The sequence below is a fragment of the Streptomyces halobius genome (assembly GCF_023277745.1).
In the GTDB taxonomy this organism is placed as follows: Bacteria; Actinomycetota; Actinomycetes; order Streptomycetales; family Streptomycetaceae; genus Streptomyces; species Streptomyces halobius.
Window position 1 is genome coordinate 7,682,232 of the sequence record NZ_CP086322.1, and the last position, 26,111, is coordinate 7,708,342.

Below are 26,111 nucleotides of genomic sequence, written 5' to 3' on the forward strand. Positions count from 1 at the left end.
GAGGAGGTGAGGACCGTGGCAGCCCACGACGACGACATCAACCGCGGCATCCGGCCGGGGCGGGGGTCTGAAGATCCCGCCGGCCAGGTTGCCTATCTCGAGCAGGAGATCGCCGTCCTGCGACGCAAGCTCGCCGACTCTCCGCGTCACACGAGGATTCTCGAAGAGCGGATCGTCGAGCTGCAGACCAACCTGGCCGGCGTATCGGCACAGAACGAGCGACTCGCCAATACTCTCCGCGAGGCCCGCGACCAGATCGTGGCACTCAAGGAGGAAGTCGACCGGCTCGCACAGCCCCCGGCCGGCTTCGGTGTCTTCCTGCAGGCGAACGAGGACGACACGGTCGACATTTTCACCGGAGGCAGAAAACTCCGGGTCAATGTCAGCCCCAGTGTTGAGACCGAGGACCTCAGGCGCGGCCAAGAGGTCATGCTCAATGAAGCGCTCAATGTGGTTCAGGCCATGGAGTACGAGAGCGCCGGCGACATCGTCACCCTCAAGGAAATCCTTGAGGACGGCGAGCGCGCGCTGGTGATCGGGCACACCGACGAGGAACGGGTGGTGCGGCTCGCCGAGCCCCTGCTGGACACCACCGTCCGCTCCGGCGACGCCCTGCTTCTCGAACCCCGCTCCGGCTACGTCTACGAAGTCATCCCGAAGAGCGAGGTCGAGGAACTCGTCCTCGAAGAGGTCCCGGACATCGACTACACCAAGATCGGCGGTCTGAGCGGTCAGATCGAGCAGATCAGGGACGCGGTCGAGCTCCCGTACCTCTACCCCGACCTCTTCAAGGAACACGAACTCCGCCCGCCCAAGGGCGTCTTGCTCTACGGCCCGCCCGGCTGCGGCAAGACACTCATCGCCAAGGCCGTCGCCAACTCCCTTGCCAAAAAGGTCGCCGAGGTGACCGGGCAGCCCGCGGGGAAGAGCTTCTTCCTCAACATCAAGGGCCCCGAGCTGCTCAACAAATACGTCGGCGAAACGGAACGGCACATCCGCCTGGTATTCCAGCGGGCCAGGGAAAAGGCGAGCGAGGGCACACCCGTCATCGTCTTCTTCGACGAGATGGACTCCCTCTTCCGCACCCGGGGATCCGGCGTCAGCTCGGACGTGGAGAACACCATCGTCCCGCAGCTGCTCTCCGAGATCGACGGCGTGGAGGGTCTGGAAAACGTCATCGTGATCGGCGCCTCCAACCGCGAGGACATGATCGACCCGGCGATCCTGCGCCCCGGCCGTCTCGATGTGAAGATCAAGATCGAGCGTCCGGACGCGGAGGCCGCAAAGGACATCTTCTCGAAGTACCTCACGGAGAAGCTCCCCCTGCACGCAGACGACCTCGCCGAACACGGACAGTCGCGCAACGCAGCGGTCAGCGGGATGATCCAGTCGGTCGTCGAGCAGATGTACGCGGAATCGGAGGAGAATCGCTTCCTGGAGGTCACCTACGCCAATGGTGACAAGGAAGTCCTGTACTTCAAGGATTTCAACTCCGGTGCGATGATCGAGAATATCGTCGGACGTGCGAAGAAGATGGCCATCAAGGCCTTCCTCGAACACAACCAGAAGGGTCTGCGGGTCTCCCACCTCCTCCAGGCATGCGTGGACGAGTTCAAGGAGAACGAGGACCTGCCCAACACCACCAACCCGGACGACTGGGCCCGTATCTCCGGCAAGAAGGGCGAGCGGATCGTCTACATCCGCACGCTGGTCACCGGAAAGCAGGGCGCGGACACCGGTCGCTCCATCGACACCGTGGCGAATACCGGCCAATACCTGTAACGCCGCTCTCCGGCTGCGGATGTCCTGCACGGGGCGTCCGCAGCCGGACGCATTTCCGGGGACGCCGGCCGCCCCCGCGAAGGGCGCGACCGACCAGGGAAAACCGGACTGGAGCAATGACTGTAATGATCTCCCCAGCGCCGCAAAGGCGTTCTAGGCTCTTCGGTACCGCCGCATCACGCTGTGCGGGAGCGGGGATCGCATACGCACCGGAAGCGCAGCGGTACTTGAGCGCCGACCCCATCCCGGGGCGCCGCCGGGCAAGGAGGGCCGCATGACCGTACGGCGAGTAATGGGAATCGAGACGGAGTACGGGATCTCCGTCCCCGGCCACCCGAACGCCAATGCCATGCTCACCTCATCCCAGGTCGTCAACGCCTACGCGGCGGCGATGCACCGGGCACGACGTGCCCGCTGGGACTTCGAGGAGGAGAACCCGCTGCGGGACGCCCGTGGCTTCGACCTCGCCCGTGAGGCCGCCGACTCCAGTCAGCTCACCGATGAGGACATCGGCCTGGCCAACGTGATCCTGACCAACGGGGCCCGGCTCTACGTCGACCACGCACACCCCGAATACAGCGCCCCCGAGGTCACCAACCCCCGCGACGCCGTCCTGTGGGACAAGGCCGGCGAGCGGATCATGGCCGAGGCCGCCGAACGCGCGGCCCAGGTCCCGGGTGCCCAGCCCATCCACCTCTACAAGAACAACACCGACAACAAGGGCGCCTCCTACGGCACGCACGAGAACTACCTGATGAAGCGGGAGACCCCCTTCTCGGACATCGTGCGGCACCTCACGCCGTTCTTCGTCTCCCGCCAGGTCTACGCCGGCGCCGGCCGGGTCGGTCTCGGCCAGGACGGCCACGAGCACGGCTTCCAGATCAGCCAGCGCGCGGACTACTTCGAGGTGGAGGTCGGCCTGGAGACGACCCTCAAGCGCCCGATCATCAACACCCGCGACGAACCGCACGCCGACGCCGAGAAGTACCGCCGGCTGCACGTGATCATCGGTGACGCCAACCTCTCCGAGATCTCGACCTACCTGAAGCTGGGCACCACCTCCCTCGTCCTCTCCATGATCGAGGACGGGTTCATCGCCGTCGACCTCGCCGTCGACCAGCCCGTCCGCACGCTCCACCACGTCTCCCACGACCCCGGCCTGCGACACCTGATCACGCTCCGCAGCGGTCGCACACTCACCGCCGTACAACTCCAGATGGAGTACTTCGAGCTGGCCCGCAAGTACGTCGAGGACCGTTACGGAGCGGATGCGGACGAGCAGACCAAGGACATCCTGACCAGGTGGGAGGACGTGCTCGGACGGCTGGAGAACGACCCGATGAGCCTCTCCGGCGAGCTGGACTGGGTCGCCAAACGGGAGCTCATGGAGGGCTACCGCCGCCGCGACAATCTGGAGTGGGACGCGGCCCGGCTGCACCTCATCGACCTGCAGTACGCCGACGTACGCCCCGACAAGGGCCTCTACAACCGTCTGGCGGCCCGCGGCAAGATGCAGCGGCTGCTCGACGAGCCCGACGTCCAGCGGGCCGAGCACAAGCCCCCGGAGGACACCAGGGCGTACTTCCGCGGCCGCTGCCTGGAGCAGTACGCGGACGACGTCGCGGCCGCCTCATGGGACTCGGTCATCTTCGACCTGCCCGGCCGTGACTCCCTGCAACGGGTCCCCACGCTGGAACCGCTGCGCGGCACCCGCAAGCACGTGAAGGAGCTCCTGGACCGCTGCCGGACGGCGGAGGACCTGGTGAGGACGCTTTCCGGCCGCTGATGAGCGGCCGATTCGCGCCAGATCCGCGGCGATCAGCGGCTGATCGACGGCTGAAAAGGCCGCGGTGCGGGAATCATCGGGGTGACTCCCGGACGTTGCACCAAGTGCAGGGCCGATGTCGGACCCTGCTTGTAGGGTCGGATCTTAAGGTCACATCGAGCGGGGCGAACCGAGCGGGGTGAGGGATATGGCGACCAAGGACAGCGGCGGCGGACAGCAGAAGGCCACGCGTTCCACCGAAGAGGTCGAGGAGCAGACGCAGGACGCGCAGGCTTCGGAGGACCTCAAGGAACGCCAGGAGAAATTGTCGGATGACGTGGACTCGGTCCTGGACGAAATCGATGATGTGCTCGAAGAGAACGCTGAGGATTTCGTGAGGTCCTTCGTTCAGAAGGGTGGTCAGTAGGTCTTTATGCCTTCGTTTCGAAGGTGAGCGGGGGGTGGAGTGGTGGCGGACCGGTCGGAGATGAAGCGCAGCGTGCGGTGCGGTCAGGCCGAGCCGCACGCGGCCTTCGCTCTCACGCGCACGAATCCTGATGGTGTGCGGCACCGTTGCCGTGGTCGCGCCGCTGGGTCCGACCGGAAACGTCAGCGGGCCATGGGAAGAGCAGTCCCGGTTCGATGGGCTGTCCCAGAGGGCTTCAAGCACTGTCAGGGGTGCGGAGACATCAAGCCGCACTCGGAGTGGCATCGAGGGAAAGCCTCGGTTCCGGACGGGTTGGCGTCGCGTTGCAGGGCCTGCCGCGCCGTCGAAGGCCGTGCGGATCACCTGAGGCGGAAGTACGGCATGACAGAAGCCGAGCGTGACGAGATGATCGCCGCCCAAGACGGTCTCTGTGCGATATGCCGCAAGCGTCCGGCCGCCCATGTGGATCACTGCCACACGACGGGTAAGGTCCGAGGCGTACTGTGCTTCAGCTGCAACGCAGCCTTGGGGCAGTTCAAGGATCGGCCCGACGTCATAAGCGGGCCATCACATACCTGGAAGGAAACGCGTGGAAGCCAACTCTCCAAGCACCGGGCGACTCCCAGCAGCCTTCCTGACGCCTGGGTCCTCGTCGTTCATGGACTTTCTCGGCGAGCACTCTCCCGGTCTGCTGCCGGGCAAACGCCCGTTGCCGCCCGTCCAAGGCGCCATCGAGGCGCCGCACGGCACGACGATCGTGGCGGCGTCGTTCCCCGGCGGTGTGGTGCTCGCCGGTGACCGGCGGGCGACGATGGGCAATGTCATCGCGCAGCGCGACATCGAGAAGGTGTTCCCGGCCGACGAGTACTCCGCGGTCGGCATCGCCGGCACCGCTGGGCTGGCCGTCGAGATGGTCAAGCTGTTCCAGCTGGAGCTGGAGCACTTCGAGAAGGTCGAGGGCGCCCAACTTTCCCTGGAGGGCAAGGCGAACCGCCTTTCCACGATGATTCGCGGCAATCTCGGGATGGCCCTGCAGGGCCTGGCCGTGGTGCCGCTGTTCGCCGGGTGGGACGTCGACCGTGAGAAGGGCCGTATCTTCTCGTACGACGTGACCGGCGGGCGCTCCGAGGAGCACGGTTTCGCAGCGACGGGATCCGGTTCGGTCTTCGCGCGTGGGGCGCTCAAGAAGCTCTACCGCGAAGATTTCACGGAGAATCAGGCCGCCACGGCCGTTGTCCAGGCGCTCTACGACGCCGCGGACGACGACTCGGCGACCGGTGGGCCGGATCTGGCGCGGCGGATCTATCCGATCGTGACGGTGATCACCGATGAGGGCTTCAAGAAGCTCACCGAGGCCGAGATCTCGGAGATCGCCCGTGCCGTTCATGAGCACCGCTTCGACCAGCCCGACGGCCCGCGTGCCGCGCTGCTCTGACGGGACGGTTGTTTCGCCATGCGCCCCCAGCCAGTGAGAGAATTTTTGACAGGAAGGGACGGATAGCCGGTGTCGACGCCGTTCTATGTCTCACCCCAGCAGGCCATGGCCGACCGCGCCGAGTACGCCCGCAAGGGCATCGCGCGGGGCCGCAGTGTCGTGGTGCTGCAGTATGCCGACGGCGTGGTCTTCGTCGCCGAGAATCCTTCCCGCGCCCTGCACAAGGTCAGCGAGATCTATGACCGCATCGCTTTCGCGGCGGTCGGCAAATACAACGAGTTCGAGAATCTGCGGATCGGTGGTGTGCGGTATGCCGATTTGCGGGGTTATACCTATGACCGCGAGGACGTGACGGCGCGTGGTCTCGCGAATGTTTACGCGCAGACGCTCGGCACGATTTTCTCCAGCGCCGCCGAGAAGCCGTATGAGGTGGAACTGATCGTTGCCGAGGTCGGCAATGCGCCGGAGGACGATCAAATTTATCGGCTGCCGCATGACGGCTCGATTGTGGATGAGCACGGTTCGGTTGCGGTGGGTGGCAACGCGGATCAGATCAGTAGTTATCTGGACCAGCGTCACCGTGAGGGGATGACGCTGGGCGAGGCGCTGAAGCTGGCCGTCGATTCGCTGTCGCGGGACTCCAATGGCGGTGAGCGCACGCTGACCGCGGAGCATCTTGAGGTGGCGACGCTGGATCGTACGCGGCCGCAGCAGCGGAAGTTCAAGCGGATTCTGGGGCGGCAGCTGTCGCGGTTGCTGGGTGAGCACGCCGGTGCGGAGGCCGAGAAGGGCGCGGAAGGGGACGCCGGGGAGACGGCGGACGCGGGCGAGCCGGCGGGGAACGGTAAGGATGCCGGCAATGGCAAGGATGCCGGTGGTAAGGGGGCGAACGGGAAGGGCGGTTCCGGGGCTTCGGATGGGGATTCCGCGGATTCCGCCGGTTCGTCGGAAGGGTCTGAGGGGTCGGGGACGAAGGACTGAGCATCGCAGGCCGAGTGTCCCGGGCCGAGTGCCCAAGGACTGAGCAGTGTCTCCGGGACCGGTGCCCGGATCGCGCCCCGGTGGGTCATCGCCCGCCGGGGCGCGTGGCGTTGGGGGAGGAGGCCACCCCTCAGGGGTTGGTCGAACGGATCCGCTAGGGGTGGGTGCATGGGGCCCCTGCAGGCCGTCTACGCGGCGGGTGCGGGTGGTATTCCCGTGTGTGAGCGCGTTGTCGACGAGGAGTTGTCGACAAGGTGCGGTCGACGAAGCTGCTCGGAGGGTGCGGTCGACGAGGCGTGGGCGGCAAGGTGTGTGCTGTGTCGAGGGGGCGCTGTCGGGGGTTGGTGAGGCGGTGCCTGGGTGGGCTTATGCCGTGGGGGCGGGGTCGGTGGGCGGTGGGGCGGTGGAGCCGCGGGTGATGAGCTGGACCGGGAGGGTGGGGGCCTCGGCTTGGATGCCGGCCAGTGTGGCCAGCAGGGCCCGCATGCCGGTCTCGCCGAATTCCTCGGCGGGCAGGCGTACGGTCGTCAGCTCCGGTTCGACGGCGACGGCGAGGGCCAGGTCGTCGAATCCGGTGACGGAGACGTCTTCGGGGACCCGCAGGCCCAGTCGGCGGACGGCTTTGCAGGCGCCGGCGGCGATGATGTCGTCGTCGCAGAGCAGAGCGGTGGGGCGAGGGCCGGGGCCGGTCAGTGCGGCGTGCGCGGCGTGCAGTCCGGCGTCGACGCCGAGCGCGGCCGGGTGGTGGCGCAGCAGTGTGCCGGGGGTCTTGTGGAGCGCCTCGGCCAGGGCGTGGGCGCGGAGCCGGAAGGTCCAGGAGTCCACGCCGGCGGTGAGGTGGGTGATCCGGCGGTGGCCGAGGGTGTGCAGGTGGGTGGCCAACTGCCGTACGCCGTCGGCGATATCGAGGTTGACGGTGGCGGTGGCCCGGTCGTCGTCGGGGTCGCTGTCGAGCATCACCAGGGGGAGACCGGCGTCGCGTAGCGCGGTGAGGGAGTCGGCGGCCATGGAGGAGGCGATGACGCCGTCGAGGGTGGCGGAGGCGGAGTCGAAGGGGTCGGGAACCAAAGGGGCCCGCATGGGCCTTCCGCTGTGGGGGGTGGAGGGCGACGGGTGGGCGGGGCCGGTTCCCTCGGGGGAGGGGTAGAGGACGACGCCGAAGCCGTGGGCGGCGGCGATGCGGGCGGCGCCCGTGTAGACGCGGGCGAAGAATTCGGTGGTGAGGGCGGGGACGACGAGGAGCACGGTGCGGGTGCGGCCCATGCGGAGGCTGCGGGCGGCGAGGTTGGGGCGGTAGCCCAGTTCGCGGGCGGCGGTGCGGACCGCGTCGGCCTTGGCGGGGGAGACGCGGCCGCGCCATTTGTCGCCGAGGACAAGAGAGACGGCAGCCTGTGAGACGCCGGCGGCGCGGGCGACGTCCCGGCTGGTGACGCGGGTGGCGGCGGTCGGGCGGGGTGGCTCGCGGTGGGCCGGTGCGCTGGCCTCGTTACTGGTCACCGGTGTGTCACTCCTCATGTTCGGCCGCTGCGGGGTGGACCCGTGGGGTGCACCCATGGTACGTATAACGCCGCAGGTTATACGTATCACTTCGGGGCGGGCCGGACGGAGAGGGGCGGGCATGGCCGCGGGATATGGGGAGCTGCTCAGGACCCGGCATGCGACGCGGCTCCTCGTGGGCACCTTGGTCGGCAGGCTGCCGAACACCACCGCGCCGCTGGCCGTGGTGCTGTTCATCCGTGCCGAGGGCGGCAGCTACGCGCTCGCCGGCGCGCTCGCCGCGGTCTACGGCGTCTGCAACGCCATTGGCCAGCCGCTGCTGGGCCGGGCCGTGGATCTCTACGGCCAGCCGAGGGTGATGCTGCCCGCCGCGGTGCTCTCCGCCCTCGGGATGGCGTTGCTGGCCGCCGTCGGCCTGGATGCGCCGTGGCTTGCGTATCTCGCCATGGTGATCGCCGGTCTCTTCACCCCGCCGCTGGAGGGTGGCCTGCGGGCGCTGTGGCCCGGGGTTCTCAGGCGCGAGGACCGGGTGCATGCGGCGTACGCGCTGGACGCGGTCGCGCAGGAGGTTCTGTTCGCGGTGGGGCCGTTGCTGGTCACGCTGTCCGTGGCGGCCTGGTCGGAGCGGATCGCGGTGCTGGTGATCAATCTGATCGGGGTGCTGGGCGCGCTCTCCGTCGTCGTCTCGAAGCCGTCCCGGCAGTGGCGCAGCGCGCCGCGTGAGGCGCACTGGCTGGGCGCGCTGCGCTCCTCGGGGATGCTGGTGCTGATCGGGTCCTTCTTCTTCGTCGGGCTGGCGTTGGGCTCGATCGCGGTCGCGGCGGTGGCGTACTCGGACGAGCGCGGCGGCAGCATGATCTCCAGCTATCTGCTCTCCGCGCTTGGCGTCGGTGCGTTGGTCGGCGGTCTCGTCTATGGCGCCCGTGAGTGGCCGGGGCGTCCGGAAAGCCGGCTGCGGCTGCTGGTCGCCCTTCTGGCGGTGGGGTATCTGCCGCTGATGCTGGCTCCGGGGGTCGTCGCGATGACGGCGCTGGCGGGCCTCTCCGGTGTGTTCCTGGCGCCGGCGCTGGCCTGTGCGTTCGTGGTGGTGGACCGGCATGCGCCGAAGGGCACGGTGACGGAGGCGTTTTCGTGGCTGGTGACGACGTTCGGTGTCGGTGCGGCGGTGGGCTCCTCGGTGGTGGGACCGGTGCTGGAGTTCGGCGGTCCGGCGGCGGGCTTCGCGGTGGCCGGTGCCGGCGGGGTGGCGGCGCTGCTTGTACTTTTGTCGACGAAGCGATTTCTGGGGGATCCCGTGCGGCGTACGGAGAGTGCCCGCTCGGCGGAAAATGATCGAAACGGGGCCGCCGAACCCGGTTTCAGAGCAGGCCATCAGGCGTAATGTTCAGTCATGGACCGCCGCATTTTCGGGCTGGAGAACGAGTACGGCGTCACGTGCACGTTCAGGGGACAGCGCCGACTGTCGCCTGACGAAGTGGCGCGGTACCTCTTCCGCCGTGTTGTGTCATGGGGCCGCAGCAGCAATGTCTTCCTGCGGAACGGCGCCCGCCTGTACTTGGACGTGGGATCGCATCCGGAATACGCAACCCCCGAGTGCGACAACGTGACCGAACTGGTCACCCACGACAAGTCCGGCGAGCGCATTCTCGAAGGACTGCTCGTCGACGCTGAACGCCGCCTGCACGAGGAGGGAATCGCGGGCGACGTCTATCTCTTCAAGAACAACACCGATTCGGCGGGAAACTCCTACGGCTGTCACGAGAACTACCTCGTCGCCCGTCATGGTGAGTTCTCCCGGCTCGCGGACATCCTCATTCCGTTCCTCGTCACCCGCCAGCTGCTGTGCGGTGCGGGCAAGGTGCTGCAGACGCCGCGGGGCGCCGTCTACTGTGTCAGTCAGCGTGCCGAGCACATCTGGGAGGGGGTCTCCTCGGCGACGACCCGTTCCCGTCCGATCATCAATACCCGCGATGAGCCGCATGCGGACGCCGAGCGTTATCGCCGGCTGCATGTGATCGTCGGTGATTCCAATATGTCCGAGACGACCATGCTGCTGAAGGTCGGGGCCACCGACCTCGTCCTGCGTATGATCGAGGCGGGCACGGTCATGCGTGATCTGACGCTGGAGAATCCGATCCGGGCGATCCGCGAGGTCAGTCATGACACCACCGGCCAGCGCAAGGTGCGGCTGGCCAGCGGGCGGGAGGCATCGGCTCTCGAAGTGCAGCAGGAGTACTACGAAAAGGCCGTCGATTTCTGCGACCGCCGGGGAATCCGGACGGGTACCGTCGAGCGGGTCCTGGAGTTGTGGGGCCGCACCCTTGAGTCGATCCGGGACCAGGAGCTCGACCGTATCGCGACGGAGATCGACTGGGTGATGAAGCATCAGCTCATCGAGCGGTACCGCACGAAGAACAACATCTCCATGTCCCACCCACGAGTGGCGCAGATAGACCTCGCGTATCACGACATTCACCGTCGCCGGGGGCTTTACTACCTGCTGGAGCGGAAGGGCCAAGCGGTACGGATCTGCAACGACTTGAAGATCTTCGAGGGCAAGTCGGTGCCGCCGCAGACCACCCGCGCCCGGCTGCGTGGGGACTTCATCCGGCGGGCGCAGGAACAGCGCCGCGATTTCACCGTCGACTGGGTGCATCTCAAGCTGAACGACCAGGCGCAGCGCACGGTTCTGTGCAAGGACCCGTTCCGTTCGGTCGACGACAGGGTGGAGAAGCTGATCGCCGGGATGTGACCCGCGGGGAATGCGGTGGTGTGCCGGGAGCGTGAATGCTCCCGGCACATTGCTGTGTTGTGGCGGGAAACGCCCGGGGAAACAGGTCGTAGAGTGGCGAGCATCGCCCATCCACCCCCACGAGCCGAGTTGGACAGATGCTGAATTCTCCCGGGGGACACCCCCCGTACCGCTCGTTCACGAAGCGCACCCGTCGTGCCGCCGCCGCGCTGGCCGTGCCCCTTCTGCTGTTCACCGCCGCTTGCGGGACGGAGGACGGCAAGGACTCGGCCGCGAAGGCGGTCGCCACGGTGAAGGGCGACGTCGGGGACAAACCCAAGATCACCGTCAAGAAGAACGCGAAGGCGCCCGACCAGGTGGTCACCACGACCGTCGTCGAGGGCAAGGGCGCCGCCGTGAAGTCCGGCGACAACGTGCGTGTGGACTACGCGGGCCAGACGATGAAGGGCGACAGTTTCGGCAGCAGCTGGGACGTCCAGCCCGGCGCGGACAAGAAGGCCCCCAAGCGGCAGCTGGTCTTCGCGCTCAACGATCAGCTGCCGCAGATGCAGCAGACGCTGCCGGTCCCGGTGAAGGCGCTGCAGGCGCTGGAGGGCAAGAAGGCCGGCAGCCGGGTCGAGGTGGAGGGGACCGCCAAGGCGCTCGTCGGTGAGGTGAACCCGCAGGCGGGCATCAAGCCCGACGACGGCCTGGTGTTCGTCTTCGATATCGCCGGTGCCAAGCATGTCGACAAGAAGGCGATGGCCGAGGGTGAGCAGGCGGCGCCGGAGGAGGGGATGCCGGTGGTGAAGGCCGAGGGGCAGAAGCCCGCGACGATCACCATTCCCAAGGGCCGGAAGGCGCCCACCGAGCTCAAGCAGCAGGTGCTCATCAAGGGCAAGGGCCCCGAGGTGAAGGCCCGTGACGCGCTGGTCGCCCAGTACACCGGCGTGCGGTGGCGGGACGGCAAGAAGTTCGACTCCTCCTGGGACCACGACGGGGCGACCGCCTTCCAGATCGGCACCGGGAGCGTCGTCAAGGGCTGGGACAAGGGGCTGGTCGGCAAGCACGTCGGTGACCGGGTGCTGCTCGCGATCCCCGCGGACCTCGCCTACGGGGACGAGCCCCCGCAGGGCAGCGGTCTCGACAAGGGAGACTCGCTGGTCTTCGTGGTCGACATCGTCGGCACGTTCTGACCTGCATCTGCGAGACTGGCGCGGCAATCGTAAAGATTCGTAAGTAGGAGCACATTCGTGAACATCGACAAGCCCGAGATCGACTTTCCTGAGGGCCCGGCTCCCACCGAGCTGGAGATCGTGGACCTGAAGGAGGGCGACGGGCCGGTCGCCAAGGCGGGAGACATGGTCTCCGTCCACTACGTCGGCGTGTCCTTCAGCAGCGGCGAGGAGTTCGACGCGAGCTGGAACCGCGGCAAGCCGCTGCAGTTCCAGCTGGGCGCCGGCCAGGTCATCCCCGGCTGGGACCAGGGTGTGCAGGGCATGAAGGTCGGCGGCCGCCGCCGGCTGACCATCCCGCCGCACCTGGCGTACGGCGAACGTGGCGCCGGCGGCGGCCGCATCGCGCCGAACGAGACGCTGATCTTCGTCTGCGATCTGGTCTCCGTCTGAGACCACCGCTGACCCGCCGAGGGCCCGTGCCTTTCCGGACTCCGTCCGGAACCGGAGGCATGGGCCCTCGGCTTTTGCCGCGGGCACCCTGAGCGGTACGGTCATCGGTCGGGAGTACAACGAGAAAGGGCGTCGATGGCGATTGCCAAGGCCGAGCGGCTGATGAACCTGGCGCTGTGCCTGCTGGGGACGCGACGCCCGCTGACCAAGCGTGAGCTGCGGTCGTCCATCGAGGCTTACGTCGAGGCCTTCGGGCCGGGCAACCGCGCGGCCTTCGGGCCGGGAAACACCGCGTCGAACAGCGACGACTCCTTCAGCCGCATGTTCGAGCGGGACAAGGAGGATCTGCGCGAACTGGGCCTGGTGATCGAGACCGTCGACGGCATCGACGGCGAGGTCGGCTATGTGGCCCGCCGCGACAGCAACCGTCTCCCCCCGATCACACTGGACGCCGAGGAGGCCGCCGCCCTCGGGCTGGCCGCCAAGATCTGGCAGCAGGCCCGGCTCGCGGGCGCCGCCAGCGGCGCGCTGCAGAAGCTGCGGGCGGCCGGTATGCCGCTGGCCGCCGACGGCGCGGACATGGACGGCGGGCAGCCGCACAGCGCCCTCGAACCCCGCATCCCGGCCCACGAGGCGGCCTTCGAACCGCTGATGCTGGCCTGCCGGGACCGCCGCCCGGTGGTCTTCGACTACCGCAAGTCCAATGCCGCGCGACCCGAGCGGCGGCAGGTCGAACCGTGGATCCTGGAGTGCTGGCGCGGCCACTGGTACGTCGCCGGCTGGGACCGCGAACGCAAGGGGGAGCGGGTCTTCCGGCTCTCCCGGATCACCGGCAAGGTCCGTTCCCGGCAAGGGAGGTTCACCGCGCCGGTGCCCGATCACGTCACCGTCCGCGAAACCGTCGAGAGCTGGGCCGGCGAGACCGCCACCGGCACCGCCAGGATCAGGCTCCGCGCCGACCACGGCTATCCGCTGCGCGCCCGCGCGCTCTCCGTACGGGTGTTGGGCGACGGCTGGGACGAGCTGGAAATCCCCAACGGGCACGGACTCGACGCCTGGCTGGTGGAGTTCGGGCCGGACGTGGTGGTGCTGGAACCCGCCGAGCTGCGGGCCGATGTCGTCGACCGGCTGCGCGCCGTGGCCAAGGGCTGAGAGGGACGAAGACACCCATGGCTACCAACGCGATCGACCAGACCCGCCGGATGCTGTCCCTGGTGACATATCTGCGGGAGCGCCCCGGTGCCCGCGTCGCCGAGGTCGCCCGCGCCTTCGGCATCACCGAGGACGAGCTGATCGCCGACCTCGACGTGCTGCCGATGTGCGGTACCAGCTTCCGGGGCGGCGACCTCCTGGACATCGACACCGACGGCGACCGCATCTGGTGGCACAACCCCGACGACGTCGCCGAACCGCTGCGGCTGGCGGCCGACGAGGCCACCGCGCTGCTGGTCGCGGCCCGCGCCGTGGCCACCCTCCCGGGACTTCGCGAGGGCGACCGGCAGGCCCTGCTGCGGGCCACCGCCAAGCTGGAGGCGGCGGCCGGCGAGGCGGCCGGCGCCAGCTCCCGGCTCTCGGTCACCTTCGAGTCCGAGGGCGGGGTCTTCGCCGACGTGGACCGCGCCATCGCCGAGCGGCGCCGGCTGTGGCTGCGCTACTACTCGCCGGCCCGCGACGAGCTGACCGAGCGCGAGGTGGACCCGATCCGGCTCTTCGCCGTCGGCCACACCTACGTAGAGGCGTGGTGCCGGCTCTCGGAGGCCCGGCGGACCTTCCGGCTGGACCGGGTCGCCGAGATCAAACTGCTGGACGCGCCCGCCGACCCGCCGCCGATCGAGCTGCGTGATCTGTCCGAGGGCCTGGTGCAGCCCGCGGCCGAGGACCCCGAGGTGGCCGTCGAGGTCGGGCCGGGCGGCCGCTGGGTCGCCGAGTACTACCCGCACGACAGCGCCGAGGAACTGCCCGACGGCGGACTGCGCATCACCTTGCGCACCCCCGAGCCGGCCTCACTGCGGCGCCTCGCGCTGCGCCTCGGCAAGGACGGCCGGATCGTCTCGCCGCCGGCACTCGCCGACAGCGCGCGGCAGGCGGCGGCCCAGGCGCTCGCGGCGTACGGCGAGTGAGCGCAGGCGCACCGGGCTCCACGGGTAGGGGCCCGGTCACCGTGGGCACGGATCGCCGTAAGCTCCGATCACCGCAAGGAGGCAGCGAAGGATGACGACCACGATGGCGACGATGACCGCTCCGGTGCTCTTCAAGGCGGCCTGCCCGGTCTGCCGGGGCCGTTTCGAACTGGCCTCGGAGGCCTTCCGGCTGGCGATCGGTGCCAGCAGCCGCACCACCTTCTACTCCTTCACCTGCCCCGACTGCGGCAGTCCGGTGCGCAAGCCGGCCGGCGAGCGGATCGTCGAGCTGCTGACCGACGGCGGGGTGCGGACGCTGCGGCTGCACACCGGCTGAGCCGACCGGCGCGACGTGGAAGGGCTTCCTCCAGGGACGCCCGATAGGCTCGCCCCATGCTCTGGCCCATGATCGCTATCGCCCTCGGCTTCGTCGGCATCGCCGTGCTCGGTGTCCTCGCCGTCCGTGTCTTCGTCGAGGTACGGCGGCTGGCCCGCCAGGTGGGGACGGCATCGGACCGGATCCAGCGGGCCGCACAGGATCTGGAGCGGGCCGCGACGCCGCTCGCCGCCCGCACGTATGAAGCCGGCCGGGACTGACGGCGGCGCCCTGCTGCGGCGGAGATCCGGGAGGTACGCTGCATCAGCGGTGCGGTCCGTGCGGCACGCTGGGCCGCGAGCCGGGGCAGTTCGGAGTATGCACAGGGATTGCCCGGCGTTCACCGCCGACCGTTACGATCGTGGCAGCACCAGGAACGCCAGTCCGACCCCCATTCGGCAGGCACCACAGCAGACGCCGCCCCGGCGAGAAGGTAGTCGCACATGTTCAGCAACCTGAGGCCCATCGAGATCATTCTGATCATCGCCGTCATTGTGCTGCTGTTCGGCGCGAAGAAGCTCCCCGACATGGCGCGTTCGCTCGGTAAGTCGGCGCGCATCCTCAAGAGCGAGGCCAAGGCCATGAAGAAGGAGGGCGGCGAGGCGGACGGCGGTGCCACGACGGGCACCACGTCCGAGGCGCCTTCCGACGCAGCGCAGCAGGCTCCTCGTACGATTCAGGCGGCCCCCGGTGATGTGACCAGCTCGCGCCCCGTGGCCGAGCCGAACACCACCAACAAGGGCTGATCCGAACCGATCCAGTCGCCGACCAGATCGGGAACGGCTGAATGTACGAGACGAGGAAGTGGGTTGCTCAAGTCCGCCCGCAAGCAGCAGGAGAAGGACCCCGAGGGGCGGATGCCGCTCGCGGCGCATCTGCGTGAGCTGCGCAACAGGCTGCTGAAGTCGGTGCTGGCGGTCATGGTCATCACCGCCGTCGCGATGTGGCAGTACGAGCCGCTGGCCCACTTCATCACGGGACCGGTCATCGATGCCGTGGGCTGCCCCAAGGGCACCTCGGCCACCGGGCCGCGGGAGCACCCCTGTGCCGAGATCACCGCGCAGGGTCTGCTGGCACCGTTCACCATCCTGCTCAAGCTGTCCCTCACGGCGGGCGTCGTCGCCGCCAGCCCGGTGTGGCTCTATCAGCTCTGGGCCTTCCTCGCGCCGGGCCTGCACCGGCACGAGAAGAAGTACGCGCTGAGCTTCGTCGCCGCCGGCGTACCGCTCTTCCTCGGCGGCGCCTACCTCGCCTACGCGGTGCTGCCGACCACCGCGGGCGCGCTGGTCGGGCTGACCCCCAGCGAGTGGGCCAACCTCTTCCCGGCCGACGAGTTCCTCGACATCGTGACGCGGATGGTCGTGGTCTTCGGCCTCGCCTTCGAGCTGCCGCTCCTCCTGGTGCTGCTGAACATGGGTGGGGTGATCACCGGCCGCCGGATCCTGGGCTGGTGGCGGTTCATGGTGCTGGGCATCACCATCTTCTCGGCGATCGCGACCCCCACCGGCGATCCGCTGACGATGGGCCTGCTGGCCGCGCCGATCGTCCTGCTGTACTTCGGCGCCGTCGGGATCTGTCTGCTGAACGACCGCCGGCGCAAGCGCAACAACCCGGACGCGGACCTCGATGACGACCAGGCCTCCGAGCTCGATCTGACGCCCCAGGCCGTCGGCGGGGCCGAGCCGGTCTCCTCCGGCCGGATGCTCCCGGAGCAGGCGAGCGGCGAGCCGGCCGACGAGGCGCGGCGGCGCGGCTATGACGACGTGACCTGACCTGGAATGACCCGGCGTGACCGGGTGTCTTCGGCGGCCCCGTGCTCCGCGAGCCGGGGCCGTCGGTCTGTGCGGATACGGAGCGGCGCGTGGCTCGGCGGTGAGCGGCTGTCGTGTGTGCCGAGCGCATCTCGTGGCCTGCAGGGTAACGGACCGCCATAAAGATCCGGTCGTTGTCAGAGGTGACCGGTAGGCTCGTAAGCACGATGACCGAGGACATGTCCCCTGCTGAGCGCTATGCCGCCGCCAAGCTCAGGGCGGCCGAGCAGGCCACCGCACTCGCCCCTTTCCGTGAGATGTACGACTTCGGGCTGGATCCGTTCCAGATCGAGGCGTGCCGGGCACTGGAGGCCGGCAAGGGTGTGCTGGTCGCCGCCCCCACCGGATCCGGTAAGACGATCGTGGGCGAATTCGCCGTCCACCTGGCCCTGCGGCAAGGCCGCAAATGCTTCTACACCACGCCGATCAAGGCCCTGTCCAACCAGAAGTACACCGACCTGGTCAAGCGCTACGGCGCCGAAAGGGTCGGCCTGCTGACCGGCGACAACAGCATCAACTCCGAGGCGCCGGTGGTCGTGATGACCACCGAGGTGCTGCGGAACATGCTCTATGCCGGCTCGCAGACGCTGGCCGGCCTCGGCTATGTGGTCATGGACGAGGTGCACTACCTCTCCGACCGCTTCCGCGGCGCCGTCTGGGAAGAGGTCATCATCCACCTTCCCGATTCGGTCACGCTGGTCTCGCTGTCCGCCACGGTCTCCAACGCCGAGGAGTTCGGTGACTGGCTGGACACGGTCCGTGGCGACACCGAGGTGATCGTCGCCGAGGAACGGCCGGTGCCGCTGTGGCAGCACGTCCTAGCGGGCCGCCGGATATACGACCTCTTCGAGGAGCGGGACGGCCAGCCGGGCGGCCGCCGTGAGGTCAACCCCGACCTGGAGCGGCTGGCCCGGATGGAGAACAGCCGGCCGACGTTCGGCCGGGACAAGCGCCGTGGCCGCACGATGCGGGAGGCGGACCGCGAGCGGGAGCGGCGGCAGCGCAGCCGGATCTGGACGCCCAGCCGGCCCGAGGTCATCGACCGCCTCGACAGCGAGGGGCTGCTGCCCGCCATCACCTTCATCTTCAGCCGTGCCGGCTGCGAGGCGGCCGTCCAGCAGTGCATGGTGTCCGGCCTGCGGCTCAACGACCAGGCGGCCCGGGAGAAGGTCCGACGCATAGTGGAGGCGCGGACGGCCGGCATCCCGGACGACGACCTCCATGTGCTGGGCTACTTCGAGTGGCTGGAGGGCCTGGAGCGGGGCATCGCGGCCCACCACGCCGGCATGCTGCCGACGTTCAAGGAGGTCGTCGAGGAACTCTTCGTCAAGGGGCTCGTCAAGGCCGTCTTCGCGACCGAGACCCTCGCGCTGGGCATCAACATGCCCGCGCGGTCGGTGGTGTTGGAGAAGCTCGTCAAGTGGAACGGCGAGCAGCACGCCGATATCACCCCCGGCGAGTACACCCAGCTCACCGGCCGGGCCGGGCGCCGCGGCATCGACATCGAGGGCCATGCCGTGGTGCTGTGGCAGCGCGGCATGGACCCGGGCGCGCTGGCCGGCCTCGCCGGCACCCGTACGTATCCGCTGCGCTCCTCCTTCAAACCGTCGTACAACATGGCGGTCAACCTCGTCTCGCAGTTCGGCAGGCACCGTTCGCGGGAGCTGCTGGAGATGTCCTTCGCGCAGTTCCAGGCCGACAAGTCGGTGGTCGGGATATCGCGGCAGGTCCAGAAGAACGAGGAGGGCATGGCGGGTTACCGCAGCTCGATGGTCTGCCATCTCGGCGACTTCGAGGAATACTCCCGGCTGCGGCGGGAGTTGAAGGAGCGCGAGACGGAGCTGGCCAAGCAGGGCGCGGCGCAGCGGCGGGTGGCGGCCGCGGCGGCGCTGGAGAAGCTCAAGCCGGGCGATGTCATCCATGTGCCGACGGGGAAGTACGCGGGTCTGGCGCTGGTGCTCGATCCGGGCACGCCCTCCGGGCGGACGAACGGCCATCGCGGCTTCGAGGCGCAGGATGGCCCGCGGCCGCTGGTGCTGACCGCCGAGCGGCAGGTCAAGCGGCTCGCGTCGATCGACTTCCCGGTGCCGGTCACGGCGCTCGAACGGATGCGGATCCCCAAGTCCTTCAACGCCCGCAGCCCGCAGTCGCGGCGCGATCTGGCGTCGGCACTGCGCACCAAGGCCGGCCATCTGGTGCCGTCACGCCATCGCAGGCCGCGCTCCCAGGCGGCCGACGACGGGGAGATCACCCGGCTGCGCAAGGCCATCCGCGCGCACCCCTGCCACGGCTGCGACGAGCGCGAGGACCATGCCCGCTGGGCGGAGCGTTATCACCGTCTGCTGCGTGACAACCGCCAGTTGGAGCGCCGGATCGAGGGCCGGACGAACACCATCGCGCGTACCTTCGACCGGATCTGCGCGCTGCTGACCGAGCTGGACTACCTCGAAGGCGACACCGTCACCGAGGAGGGCCGGCGGCTGGCCCGGCTCTACGGCGAGCTCGATCTGCTGGCGAGCGAATGCCTGCGGGACGGTGTCTGGGAGGGGCTTGGCCCGGCGGAGCTGGCGGCCTGCGCCTCGGCGCTGGTGTACGAGGCGCGTCAGGCGGACGATGTGGTGGCCCCCAAGCTGCCGGCGGGCCGGGCCCGGGAATCGCTGGCGGAGATGGTGCGGATCTGGGGCCGGCTGGACGCCCTGGAGGAGGACCACAAGATCAATCAGGCGGAGGGCGTCGGCCAGCGCGAGCCGGACCTCGGCTTCGCCTGGGCCGCCTACCGCTGGGCCTCCGGTTTCGGCCTCGACGAGGTGCTGGTGGAGGCCGAGATGCCGGCCGGCGACTTCGTCCGCTGGTGCAAGCAGCTGATCGACGTCCTCGGCCAGATAGCGGCGGCGGCCCCGCCGGGCGGCTCGGTGGCGCGGAACGCGCGTAAGGCCGTGGACGGCGTGCTGCGTGGGGTTGTGGCGTATTCGTCGGTGGGGTGAGGGGCGGATGGCCGAGGCGTGCGTCCTCCCCGCCGCCCACCCCGCCTCGGGGGTGGGCGGCGCGGTGGTGCGGTCCGGGCGCCCCCGGAGCCCGGAGGCGGACAGCCCCCGGAGGCCGTCTCAGGCGGCCGCCGCCCGCGTGGTCTCCTGTTCGGCCTCCACCCGCTGGTTCCAGTCCCGCTTGGACGCCTGCCAGCCGTCCTCGTCGTGGCCGGTGCGCCAGTAGCCGGAGATGGACAGGGCCTCACGGGGGACCTCGTGCTCGATCCGCAGCAGGCGGCGCAGCTCCTTCACGAAACCCGCCTCACCGTGGACGAACGCCTGCACCTGCCCTGCCGGGAAGTCAAACGCCCGTACAGCGGCGACCAGTTCACGGCCGACCGGCGCGCCGCCCCGGTACAGCCAGGTGATCTCGGCGTCCGCCGGTGCGTCCAGTTTCTGCCGCTCCTCCGGGCCCGCCACCTCGATGAACGCGTGCACCGGCGCGCCCGGGGGCATCCGGGCGAGGGCGGAAGCGATGGCCGGGAGCGCGCTCTCGTCGCCGGCCAGCAGATGCCAGTCGGCGTCGGCCCGCGGGGCGTACGCGCCGCCGGGGCCGAGGAAGAGCACCTCGTCGCCCGGTTTCGCGGCGGCCGCCCAGGGCCCGGCCAGCCCCTCGTCCCCGTGCACCACGAAGTCGACGGCCAGCTCGCGGGCCGCGGCGTCCCAGGAGCGCACGGTGTACGTACGGGTCCTGGGCCACTGGGCACGCGGGAGGTCGGCGCGGATCCGCGCGATGTCGAACGGCTCGGGGTAGGCCACGCCGGGCAGCGGGAAGACCAGCTTGATGTAGTGGTCGGTGTACTCGCCGGCGGTGAACTCCGCCAGTCCCGCACCGCCCAGCACCACACGGACCATCTGCGGGGTGAGCTGCTCGGTGCGCACCACCTGGGCGCGGTGCAGCGGGCGTTTGTTGCGGGACGGGCGCTCTTCTGCCACGGCGATCTCCCCTGACGTCTTGTAAGTTAGGTGTACCTAACCTAACACTTCACCTCTGGAGTGTGGTGAGCAGCCGCTGCAGGGAGCCGCCCAGGCCCCACTGCACGGCCAGTGCCTCCAGTCGCTCGGGGTCGGCCGGTTCGGCCGGCAGTGCGGGATCGACGTCCGGAACGGGTACGTCGGTGGCCACCCGTACGACCTTGGGGGCGACCTCGATATACGGCCGTGCCTCGGTCAGCCGCCTGCGCTGGGCGGGGGTCAGCTTCGACGCGGGATCGTCGGCGGCGGCCATGATCCCCGCCAGATCGCCGTACGCGTCCAGCAGCTTCGCGGCGGTCTTCTCGCCGATGCCCGGCACGCCCGGCAGGCCGTCGCTGGGGTCGCCGCGCAGCAGCGCCAGATCGGCGTAGCCGGAGCCGTCCACACCGTACTTCTCGCGCAGCAGCGTCCCGTCGGTGATCTGCAGTGTGCCGACGCCCTTGAGGGGATAGAGGATGCGGATGCCGCGCCGGTCGTCGATCAGCTGGAAGAGGTCGCGGTCGCCGGTGACGACGTCCACCGGGCCCGCAGCCCGGCCGGTCAGGGTGCCGATGACGTCGTCGGCCTCATAGCCGGCGGCGCCGATACGGGCGATGCCGAGCGCGTCGAGGACGTCCTCGATCACCGGGACCTGGGGGGAGAGGGTGTCCGGGACCTCCTCCACGTCCGGCTCGGCGGAGCCCTCCGGGGCCTCCTCGGCGACCCGGTGTGCCTTGTAGGAGGGGATCAGATCGACCCGCCACTGGGGGCGCCAGTCGAAGTCCATGCAGGCGACCAGGTCATCGGGATGGTGGTCCTGGACGAGCCGGGCGATGAAGTCCAACAGACCGCGCACCGCGTTCACGGGGGTGCCGTCCGGGGCCCTGACCGAATCCGGTACCCCGAAATAGGCGCGGAAGTAGAGAGAGGCGGTATCGAGGAGCATCAGGCGTCGATTCACATCCCGCATGATGCCGTATGCCCCATACGCCACACAGAGGTGAGCTGCACCATCGTCGTATCGAGCCGAACACGGCGGTCGGGCCCGCACCCGGAGTGGTCCCGGTAGCGGACAGCGGATTCAAAGGATTGGACGAATTCGAGATCAGCGAAGTCGGCACCAGCGCCCCCGCCCCGGCGCCGGGCCGACAGGGCACTCCGCTTCCCGGAAGCCCCGTATGTCCTCCGATGGAGTATCGGGCCCACCGACCGGACGCGTCCGCCTCGCGGCACCACGGGAACGGTGCTTCGCTGCGAGTGCGCCGGTTGTCCCTCGCGGCCACCGTGGCCGCGGCCGGCGCAGGAGACGACCGTGAACGCTGCGCGTATATCCGCCGTCGCCCTGACCGGCGCCGCCGCCCTCGGGCTCGCCGCACCCGTGGCCTCGGCGCAGGTCGCGCCGAATCCGGTGACGGCCGGTCAGCGGGTGAACATCAGCGACGACAGGCAGTGCGACACGGCCCGCGGCGCCAAGGCGGCCTCGACGCTCTTCGGGGCGGTGGCGCTCCGGCCGGGCACCCGCGGGATGGCCGCCGACGCGACGGTCGCCGAGGGCGCGACGCCCGGCCGTTACAAGGTCACCATCGAGTGCGGGCCGGGCGGCGCCCGGTTCACCGAGACCGTCACCGTGCGCAGCGGCAGCGTGCACGGGGTCAACTCGACCCAGGCGGCCGGCGGTCTGGCCCTGCTGGTGCTGGCCGGCGGCGCGGCCTATCTGCTCCGGCGTACCGTCAGCCCGCGGTTCTGAACGGCGCGTCGACCCCGCGGACGGCCCGCCCGGGGCGTTCCCCACCCGGGCGGGCACCGCGTACGGTGGGCGGATGAGCCCTCGTGGCGCCGTCCGGCGCGTGGTGTCCCTGGTGCCGTCCCTGACCGAGGCGGTGGCCGCCTGCGCGCCCGAGCTGCTGGTCGGCGCCACCGACTGGTGCAGCCATCCCGCCGGGCTCGACGTCACCCGTGTCGGCGGCACCAAGAACCCCGACACCGACCGGATCACCGCCCTCGCCCCCGACCTCGTGATCGCCAACGAGGAGGAGAACCGCCCGCAGGATCTCGGGGTGCTGCGGGCCGCGGGCCTCGATGTGCTCGTCACCGAGATCAGGACCCTGGACCAGGCGCTGCGCGAGCTGGCGCGCGTCCTGGTCCGCGGCTGCGGCCTGCCCCGTCCGGACTGGCTGGACGACGCCGAGGCCGCCTGGCGGGAGCTGCCGGCCGGACCGGCGGAGCTGACCGCCGTCGTCCCCGTCTGGCGGCGGCCCTGGATGGTCCTCGGCCGGGACACCTTCGCCGGCGATCTCCTCGCCCGCCTCGGCGTACGGAACCTCTACGCGGGCCATACCGACCGCTACCCCCGCATCCCGATCCAGGAACTGAACACCCGCGGCGCCGACCTCGTCGTCCTCCCGGACGAGCCGTACCGCTTCACCGCGCAGGACGGCCCCGAAGCGTTCCCCGGCCTGCCCGCCGCGCTCGTCAGCGGGCGTCATCTCACCTGGTACGGACCGTCGTTGGTGGCAGCACCGGACGTCCTGGCGGCGGTTGTCGCCGGGGCGCGCTGAGGGCTACTGGCGCGGCGGCTGCGCGGCTACCGGGGCGGAGATTGAGGGGCTACTGGGGGCTGAGGGGCTATCGGGGCGGCGCGAGAAGCCGACCGCGCGTCAGCCCGGTGCCGGTACGCACGGCGGCCACCGCCCAGGCCGTCACCAGGACCGCGAACAGGGCCACCGCGAGCCAGCCGAAGGCGGCCAGCCCGGTGTGCCGGGCCAGGCCCGCCGCGCCGGTGACGCAGGTGCCGACCGGGAAGGTGAAGCCCCACCAGGTCATCGTGAACGGCATCCCGCCCCGGAACGCCCGCACCACCATCGCCGTCGCGAACGCCAGCCACAGCAGCGCGAAGCCCATCACCGGTACGCCGTACAGCACCGCGAACGCCGCCGTCGCGTGCGCATACGAGGCGTCGACGGCCCCCGGGGCGGCGTCCGCGAGGTTGCCCACCGCCGTCGTGGACTGGCCCAGCGGGCCGAGCACCAGGAACAGGGCGGGCGTCAGCGCGAGCGGCGGCGGACCGTGGTGGAACAGCCGCGCCACCACGAGCGGCAGCACCAGCAACGTCGCCAGCAGCGACATCCCGAACATCGCAGAGCAGGCCAGCAGCATCGCCTCCCGCCACTGCTCGCCCGGCAGACGCGGCACCAGCGCCGGGCCGACGGCCGCCGACACCATCGGGGCGACCAGCGGCAGCAGCCAGACCGGTGACGCGCTGCCCGCCTCGATGCGGTGCCGGGTCACCATCAGATACGGGATCGCCGCGGCGGCGGCCAGCCCGACGAGGGTGCCCAGAACCCACAGCACCGCGCCAGTGGCCAGCGCGGCCCGTTCGCCGATCACCTCGCGGCCGACGGAAAGCGTGCCGCCGCCGACCGCGAGCAGCGCCATCGACAGACATCCGTAGAACGGCGCCACCGCCGGATCCAGCAGCTGCCGGCGCGCCTGGTCGCGGTGCCGGATCCAGTGCACGGCCCGCGCGGCCAGCAGCGTCACCAGCATCAGCGCGGACAGCGCCCAGACCACGGCGCAGGCGGGGCGCAGGCCGGGCGCGGTGAGCGGCAGGACCGCCCCGGCGTTGGCGACGATCGCCGTGCCCATCACCGCGGCGTACCAGTTGGGCCCGAGATACCGGACGGAGGAACGGGCGGGGGCCGGGGCGGGATCGGGGCGGCCGGTGGCGGTCAGGGACCGGGAAGGGGCGTGCGCGAGGGATGCCATGGGAGAAGGGTCCTCGCCCCTGACCGGCGCCACCAGGGACGTGGTATCTATGAGGGCATAAGCTGGGTTTATGTCCAGCGTCCCCCACGAAGGCCCCCCTGCCGGCCCTTATGGCGTCCCCCGTGACGGCTCTGACGTCCCTCATGGCCCGACGCCCGAGCCCGGCGTACCGCTGTCGCACCGGGTGCCGGACCTCGGCGCGCTGGAGCTGCTGCTCGCCGTCGCCCGGCTCGGCAGCCTGGGCCGGGCCGCGCGGGCGACCGGGATCACCCAGCCCGCCGCCAGCAGCCGTATCCGTTCCATGGAACGGCAGTTGGGCGTGGCGCTGGTCGAGCGCTCACCGCGCGGATCGCGGCTCACGGACGCCGGCGCGCTGGTCACGGACTGGGCGCGGCGCCTGGTGGAGGCGGCCGAGGCGTTCGACGCGGGCGCACAGGCGCTGCGTGGGCGCCGTGACTCCCGGCTGCGGGTGGCGGCCAGCATGACCATCGCCGAGTACCTGCTGCCCGGCTGGCTGATCGCGCTGCGCGCCCAGCGCCCCGGGACCGCAGTGACACTGCTCGCCGGCAATTCCCGCGCGGTCGCCGAACGGCTGCTCGCGGGCGAGGCGGACCTCGGATTCGTCGAGGGCCTGCAGGTGCCCGCGGGGCTGGACGGCACGGTCATCGGCCATGACCGGCTGATCGTCGTGGCCGCCCCGTCCCATCCCTGGACCCGGCGGCGTACCGGGCTGACCCCGGCCGAACTGGCCGCGACCCCGCTGATCCTGCGCGAGCGCGGTTCGGGCACCCGTCAAGTGCTGGACGCGGCGCTGGCCGGGCACGGCGGCCTCGCCGACCCGCTCCTCGAACTCTCCTCGACCACCGCGGTGAAGGCCGCCGCGGTCAGCGAGGCGGCCCCCTCCGTCCTCAGCGAACTCGCCGTGGGCGAGGAGCTGACCGCCCGCCGGCTGGCGGAGATCCCGGTGCACGGGCTCCGTCTCGGCCGCGAGCTGCGTGCCGTCTGGCCTACGGGACAGCGGCCTGTGGGGCCGGCGAGGGATCTGCTGGGTTTGACGCGGGGGGTGTCCTGACGGGGGAGAGGGGGCGGGCTGACAGGGCTGGCCCCAGGGGTTGAACGAACAGATCCCCTAAGGGGTGGATGTGCCCCTTGCGGGCCACAACGTGGCGGGGGCGGGGTGGTGTTCCCGCGATGCGTGGCGAGTTCGGGGCGGTATTCCGCGTGGAGTGCGGTGGATTCGGGGCCGGGCGGAGCCTCTGCGGACGGGGGCCTGCCGGACCGGCCTCTGCCGTGGGGCGCTGGTGCCCCGTCATGGTTCCGTGTCGCGTGGGGAGTTCACGTTATCCACAGGCGTTGCGCACCGAACCCCTGACTCGATAGCGTGTGCGAATCCTTGCGGATCATCATCGATGCAAAGAGATCAGCAGCAAGCACCAGGGGGATTTCCATGAAGCTGAAGTTTGTCGGGCCCGCCATCGCCTCGGCGGCCTTGATCGGTGCCGCGATGACCGGCGGGACCGCCGCGGCCGCGACGCCGGGGACGACGCATACGGCCGTGACGGCCACGTCCGCGTCGGCCGCGTGCGTCTACGCGGAGGCGCAGGCGAACGTGAAGATCCGCGCGAAGAGAGAGCTGAACAGCACCGCGCGCGGGCTGTTCCTCAAGGGGGCGACGACCTGCATCCGCGACAAGGCCAAGGGGCAGTCCTACAACCTCTGCGGGCGTTCGGGCAATGACTGGATGAAGATCACCTACCGGGGCAAGACCGGCTGGATCCCCGGCGCCTGCGGATCCAGGGAGCTCTGAGGCGGC

At 69.9% G+C, this 26,111-nt stretch carries 24 protein-coding genes and 1 pseudogene; 21 read left to right on the forward strand and 4 right to left on the reverse strand.

Annotation, left to right across the window (positions count from 1 at the left end):
* Positions 1-15 precede the first annotated feature (15 nt).
* From arc to prcA, 6 genes and pseudogenes are all read left to right on the forward strand, one after another.
* A complete protein-coding gene (gene arc / locus K9S39_RS34785) occupies positions 16-1,782 on the forward strand; it encodes a proteasome ATPase (RefSeq protein ID WP_248867281.1) in 1,767 nt (588 codons plus the stop codon).
* A gap of 274 nt (positions 1,783-2,056) precedes the next feature.
* Positions 2,057-3,568, forward strand: coding sequence for a depupylase/deamidase Dop (gene dop / locus K9S39_RS34790; protein ID WP_406708068.1), 1,512 nt, complete (start codon positions 2,057-2,059; stop codon positions 3,566-3,568).
* 187 nt (positions 3,569-3,755) lie between these two features.
* On the forward strand, positions 3,756-3,974 hold the full coding sequence (locus K9S39_RS34795; protein ID WP_136743834.1) for a ubiquitin-like protein Pup: 219 nt from the start codon (positions 3,756-3,758) through the stop codon (positions 3,972-3,974).
* A 405-nt stretch (positions 3,975-4,379) separates the two neighbouring features.
* Positions 4,380-4,472: pseudogene (locus K9S39_RS42530) on the forward strand (endonuclease domain-containing protein); the annotation flags it as partial.
* A gap of 91 nt (positions 4,473-4,563) precedes the next feature.
* Positions 4,564-5,409, forward strand: a complete 846-nt coding sequence (gene prcB, locus K9S39_RS34805) for a proteasome subunit beta (RefSeq protein WP_248867282.1) — start codon at positions 4,564-4,566, stop codon at positions 5,407-5,409.
* Positions 5,410-5,478: 69 nt separating this feature from the next.
* Complete coding sequence (gene prcA / locus K9S39_RS34810) at positions 5,479-6,390, forward strand: proteasome subunit alpha (RefSeq protein ID WP_248867283.1); 912 nt, start codon at positions 5,479-5,481, stop codon at positions 6,388-6,390.
* Positions 6,391-6,756: 366 nt separating this feature from the next.
* On the opposite strand, the gene K9S39_RS34815 is transcribed toward prcA, so the two are convergent.
* On the reverse strand, positions 6,757-7,905 hold the full coding sequence (locus K9S39_RS34815; RefSeq protein ID WP_406708069.1) for a LacI family DNA-binding transcriptional regulator: 1,149 nt from the start codon (positions 7,903-7,905) through the stop codon (positions 6,757-6,759).
* A 103-nt stretch (positions 7,906-8,008) separates the two neighbouring features.
* On the opposite strand from K9S39_RS34815, the gene K9S39_RS34820 reads away from it, so the two are divergent.
* From K9S39_RS34820 to K9S39_RS34870, 11 genes are all read left to right on the forward strand, one after another.
* Positions 8,009-9,268: an MFS transporter gene (locus tag K9S39_RS34820; protein ID WP_248867286.1), complete on the forward strand. Its 1,260-nt coding sequence runs from the start codon at positions 8,009-8,011 to the stop codon at positions 9,266-9,268.
* Between the two features lie 9 nt (positions 9,269-9,277).
* Positions 9,278-10,639 (forward strand): Pup--protein ligase, encoded by a 1,362-nt coding sequence (pafA, locus tag K9S39_RS34825; protein WP_248867287.1) that lies wholly within the window; start codon positions 9,278-9,280, stop codon positions 10,637-10,639.
* Between the two features lie 137 nt (positions 10,640-10,776).
* A complete protein-coding gene (locus tag K9S39_RS34830; RefSeq protein WP_248867288.1) occupies positions 10,777-11,814 on the forward strand; it encodes an FKBP-type peptidyl-prolyl cis-trans isomerase in 1,038 nt (345 codons plus the stop codon).
* A 57-nt stretch (positions 11,815-11,871) separates the two neighbouring features.
* Positions 11,872-12,246 carry an FKBP-type peptidyl-prolyl cis-trans isomerase gene (locus K9S39_RS34835; RefSeq protein WP_248867289.1) on the forward strand — a complete coding sequence of 125 codons (375 nt, stop codon included), beginning with the start codon at positions 11,872-11,874 and terminating at the stop codon, positions 12,244-12,246.
* A 135-nt stretch (positions 12,247-12,381) separates the two neighbouring features.
* Positions 12,382-13,398 carry a helix-turn-helix transcriptional regulator gene (locus K9S39_RS34840; protein WP_248867290.1) on the forward strand — a complete coding sequence of 339 codons (1,017 nt, stop codon included), beginning with the start codon at positions 12,382-12,384 and terminating at the stop codon, positions 13,396-13,398.
* 17 nt (positions 13,399-13,415) lie between these two features.
* The gene (locus tag K9S39_RS34845) at positions 13,416-14,366 is read left to right on the forward strand and encodes a helix-turn-helix transcriptional regulator (protein ID WP_248867291.1); all 951 of its coding nucleotides are present in this window, start codon (positions 13,416-13,418) and stop codon (positions 14,364-14,366) included.
* 91 nt (positions 14,367-14,457) lie between these two features.
* Positions 14,458-14,703 (forward strand): hypothetical protein, encoded by a 246-nt coding sequence (locus tag K9S39_RS34850; RefSeq protein ID WP_248867293.1) that lies wholly within the window; start codon positions 14,458-14,460, stop codon positions 14,701-14,703.
* A gap of 56 nt (positions 14,704-14,759) precedes the next feature.
* On the forward strand, positions 14,760-14,963 hold the full coding sequence (locus K9S39_RS34855; protein ID WP_248867294.1) for a hypothetical protein: 204 nt from the start codon (positions 14,760-14,762) through the stop codon (positions 14,961-14,963).
* 222 nt (positions 14,964-15,185) lie between these two features.
* Complete coding sequence (tatA, locus tag K9S39_RS34860; protein WP_248867295.1) at positions 15,186-15,488, forward strand: Sec-independent protein translocase subunit TatA; 303 nt, start codon at positions 15,186-15,188, stop codon at positions 15,486-15,488.
* A 63-nt stretch (positions 15,489-15,551) separates the two neighbouring features.
* Complete coding sequence (tatC, locus tag K9S39_RS34865) at positions 15,552-16,514, forward strand: twin-arginine translocase subunit TatC (RefSeq protein ID WP_248867296.1); 963 nt, start codon at positions 15,552-15,554, stop codon at positions 16,512-16,514.
* 206 nt (positions 16,515-16,720) lie between these two features.
* Positions 16,721-19,537: a DEAD/DEAH box helicase gene (locus K9S39_RS34870; RefSeq protein WP_248867297.1), complete on the forward strand. Its 2,817-nt coding sequence runs from the start codon at positions 16,721-16,723 to the stop codon at positions 19,535-19,537.
* A 120-nt stretch (positions 19,538-19,657) separates the two neighbouring features.
* Here the strand turns inward: K9S39_RS34870 and K9S39_RS34875 are convergent, their stop codons facing one another.
* Positions 19,658-20,515: a siderophore-interacting protein gene (locus K9S39_RS34875; RefSeq protein WP_248867298.1), complete on the reverse strand. Its 858-nt coding sequence runs from the start codon at positions 20,513-20,515 to the stop codon at positions 19,658-19,660.
* Positions 20,516-20,564: 49 nt separating this feature from the next.
* On the reverse strand, positions 20,565-21,479 hold the full coding sequence (locus K9S39_RS34880; RefSeq protein WP_248869097.1) for a 5'-3' exonuclease: 915 nt from the start codon (positions 21,477-21,479) through the stop codon (positions 20,565-20,567).
* A gap of 366 nt (positions 21,480-21,845) precedes the next feature.
* Here K9S39_RS34880 and K9S39_RS34885 point away from each other — a divergent pair, with 366 nt between their 5' ends.
* Positions 21,846-22,280 (forward strand): hypothetical protein, encoded by a 435-nt coding sequence (locus K9S39_RS34885; RefSeq protein WP_248867300.1) that lies wholly within the window; start codon positions 21,846-21,848, stop codon positions 22,278-22,280.
* 73 nt (positions 22,281-22,353) lie between these two features.
* Positions 22,354-23,091: a helical backbone metal receptor gene (locus K9S39_RS34890; protein ID WP_248867302.1), complete on the forward strand. Its 738-nt coding sequence runs from the start codon at positions 22,354-22,356 to the stop codon at positions 23,089-23,091.
* Between the two features lie 67 nt (positions 23,092-23,158).
* Here the strand turns inward: K9S39_RS34890 and K9S39_RS34895 are convergent, their stop codons facing one another.
* On the reverse strand, positions 23,159-24,298 hold the full coding sequence (locus K9S39_RS34895; RefSeq protein ID WP_248867303.1) for a TDT family transporter: 1,140 nt from the start codon (positions 24,296-24,298) through the stop codon (positions 23,159-23,161).
* 184 nt (positions 24,299-24,482) lie between these two features.
* Between K9S39_RS34895 and K9S39_RS34900 the strand changes: the two genes are divergently transcribed.
* The gene (locus K9S39_RS34900) at positions 24,483-25,370 is read left to right on the forward strand and encodes a LysR family transcriptional regulator (RefSeq protein WP_248869098.1); all 888 of its coding nucleotides are present in this window, start codon (positions 24,483-24,485) and stop codon (positions 25,368-25,370) included.
* Positions 25,371-25,745: 375 nt separating this feature from the next.
* Positions 25,746-26,105, forward strand: coding sequence for an SH3 domain-containing protein (locus K9S39_RS34905; protein WP_248867305.1), 360 nt, complete (start codon positions 25,746-25,748; stop codon positions 26,103-26,105).
* Positions 26,106-26,111 lie beyond the last annotated feature (6 nt).

Coding starts and splice junctions, on each gene's coding strand:
- dop (WP_406708068.1), top strand. CDS start 2,057: ATGACCGTACGGCGAGTAATGGGAATCGAGACGGAGTACGGGATCTCC.
- K9S39_RS34795 (WP_136743834.1), top strand. CDS start 3,756: ATGGCGACCAAGGACAGCGGCGGCGGACAGCAGAAGGCCACGCGTTCC.
- K9S39_RS34815 (WP_406708069.1), bottom strand. CDS start 7,905: ATGAGGAGTGACACACCGGTGACCAGTAACGAGGCCAGCGCACCGGCC.
- K9S39_RS34820 (WP_248867286.1), top strand. CDS start 8,009: ATGGCCGCGGGATATGGGGAGCTGCTCAGGACCCGGCATGCGACGCGG.
- pafA (WP_248867287.1), top strand. CDS start 9,278: ATGGACCGCCGCATTTTCGGGCTGGAGAACGAGTACGGCGTCACGTGC.
- K9S39_RS34830 (WP_248867288.1), top strand. CDS start 10,777: ATGCTGAATTCTCCCGGGGGACACCCCCCGTACCGCTCGTTCACGAAG.
- K9S39_RS34840 (WP_248867290.1), top strand. CDS start 12,382: ATGGCGATTGCCAAGGCCGAGCGGCTGATGAACCTGGCGCTGTGCCTG.
- K9S39_RS34845 (WP_248867291.1), top strand. CDS start 13,416: ATGGCTACCAACGCGATCGACCAGACCCGCCGGATGCTGTCCCTGGTG.
- K9S39_RS34850 (WP_248867293.1), top strand. CDS start 14,458: ATGACGACCACGATGGCGACGATGACCGCTCCGGTGCTCTTCAAGGCG.
- K9S39_RS34855 (WP_248867294.1), top strand. CDS start 14,760: ATGCTCTGGCCCATGATCGCTATCGCCCTCGGCTTCGTCGGCATCGCC.
- tatA (WP_248867295.1), top strand. CDS start 15,186: ATGTTCAGCAACCTGAGGCCCATCGAGATCATTCTGATCATCGCCGTC.
- K9S39_RS34870 (WP_248867297.1), top strand. CDS start 16,721: ATGACCGAGGACATGTCCCCTGCTGAGCGCTATGCCGCCGCCAAGCTC.
- K9S39_RS34880 (WP_248869097.1), bottom strand. CDS start 21,479: ATGCTCCTCGATACCGCCTCTCTCTACTTCCGCGCCTATTTCGGGGTA.
- K9S39_RS34890 (WP_248867302.1), top strand. CDS start 22,354: ATGAGCCCTCGTGGCGCCGTCCGGCGCGTGGTGTCCCTGGTGCCGTCC.
- K9S39_RS34895 (WP_248867303.1), bottom strand. CDS start 24,298: ATGGCATCCCTCGCGCACGCCCCTTCCCGGTCCCTGACCGCCACCGGC.
- K9S39_RS34905 (WP_248867305.1), top strand. CDS start 25,746: ATGAAGCTGAAGTTTGTCGGGCCCGCCATCGCCTCGGCGGCCTTGATC.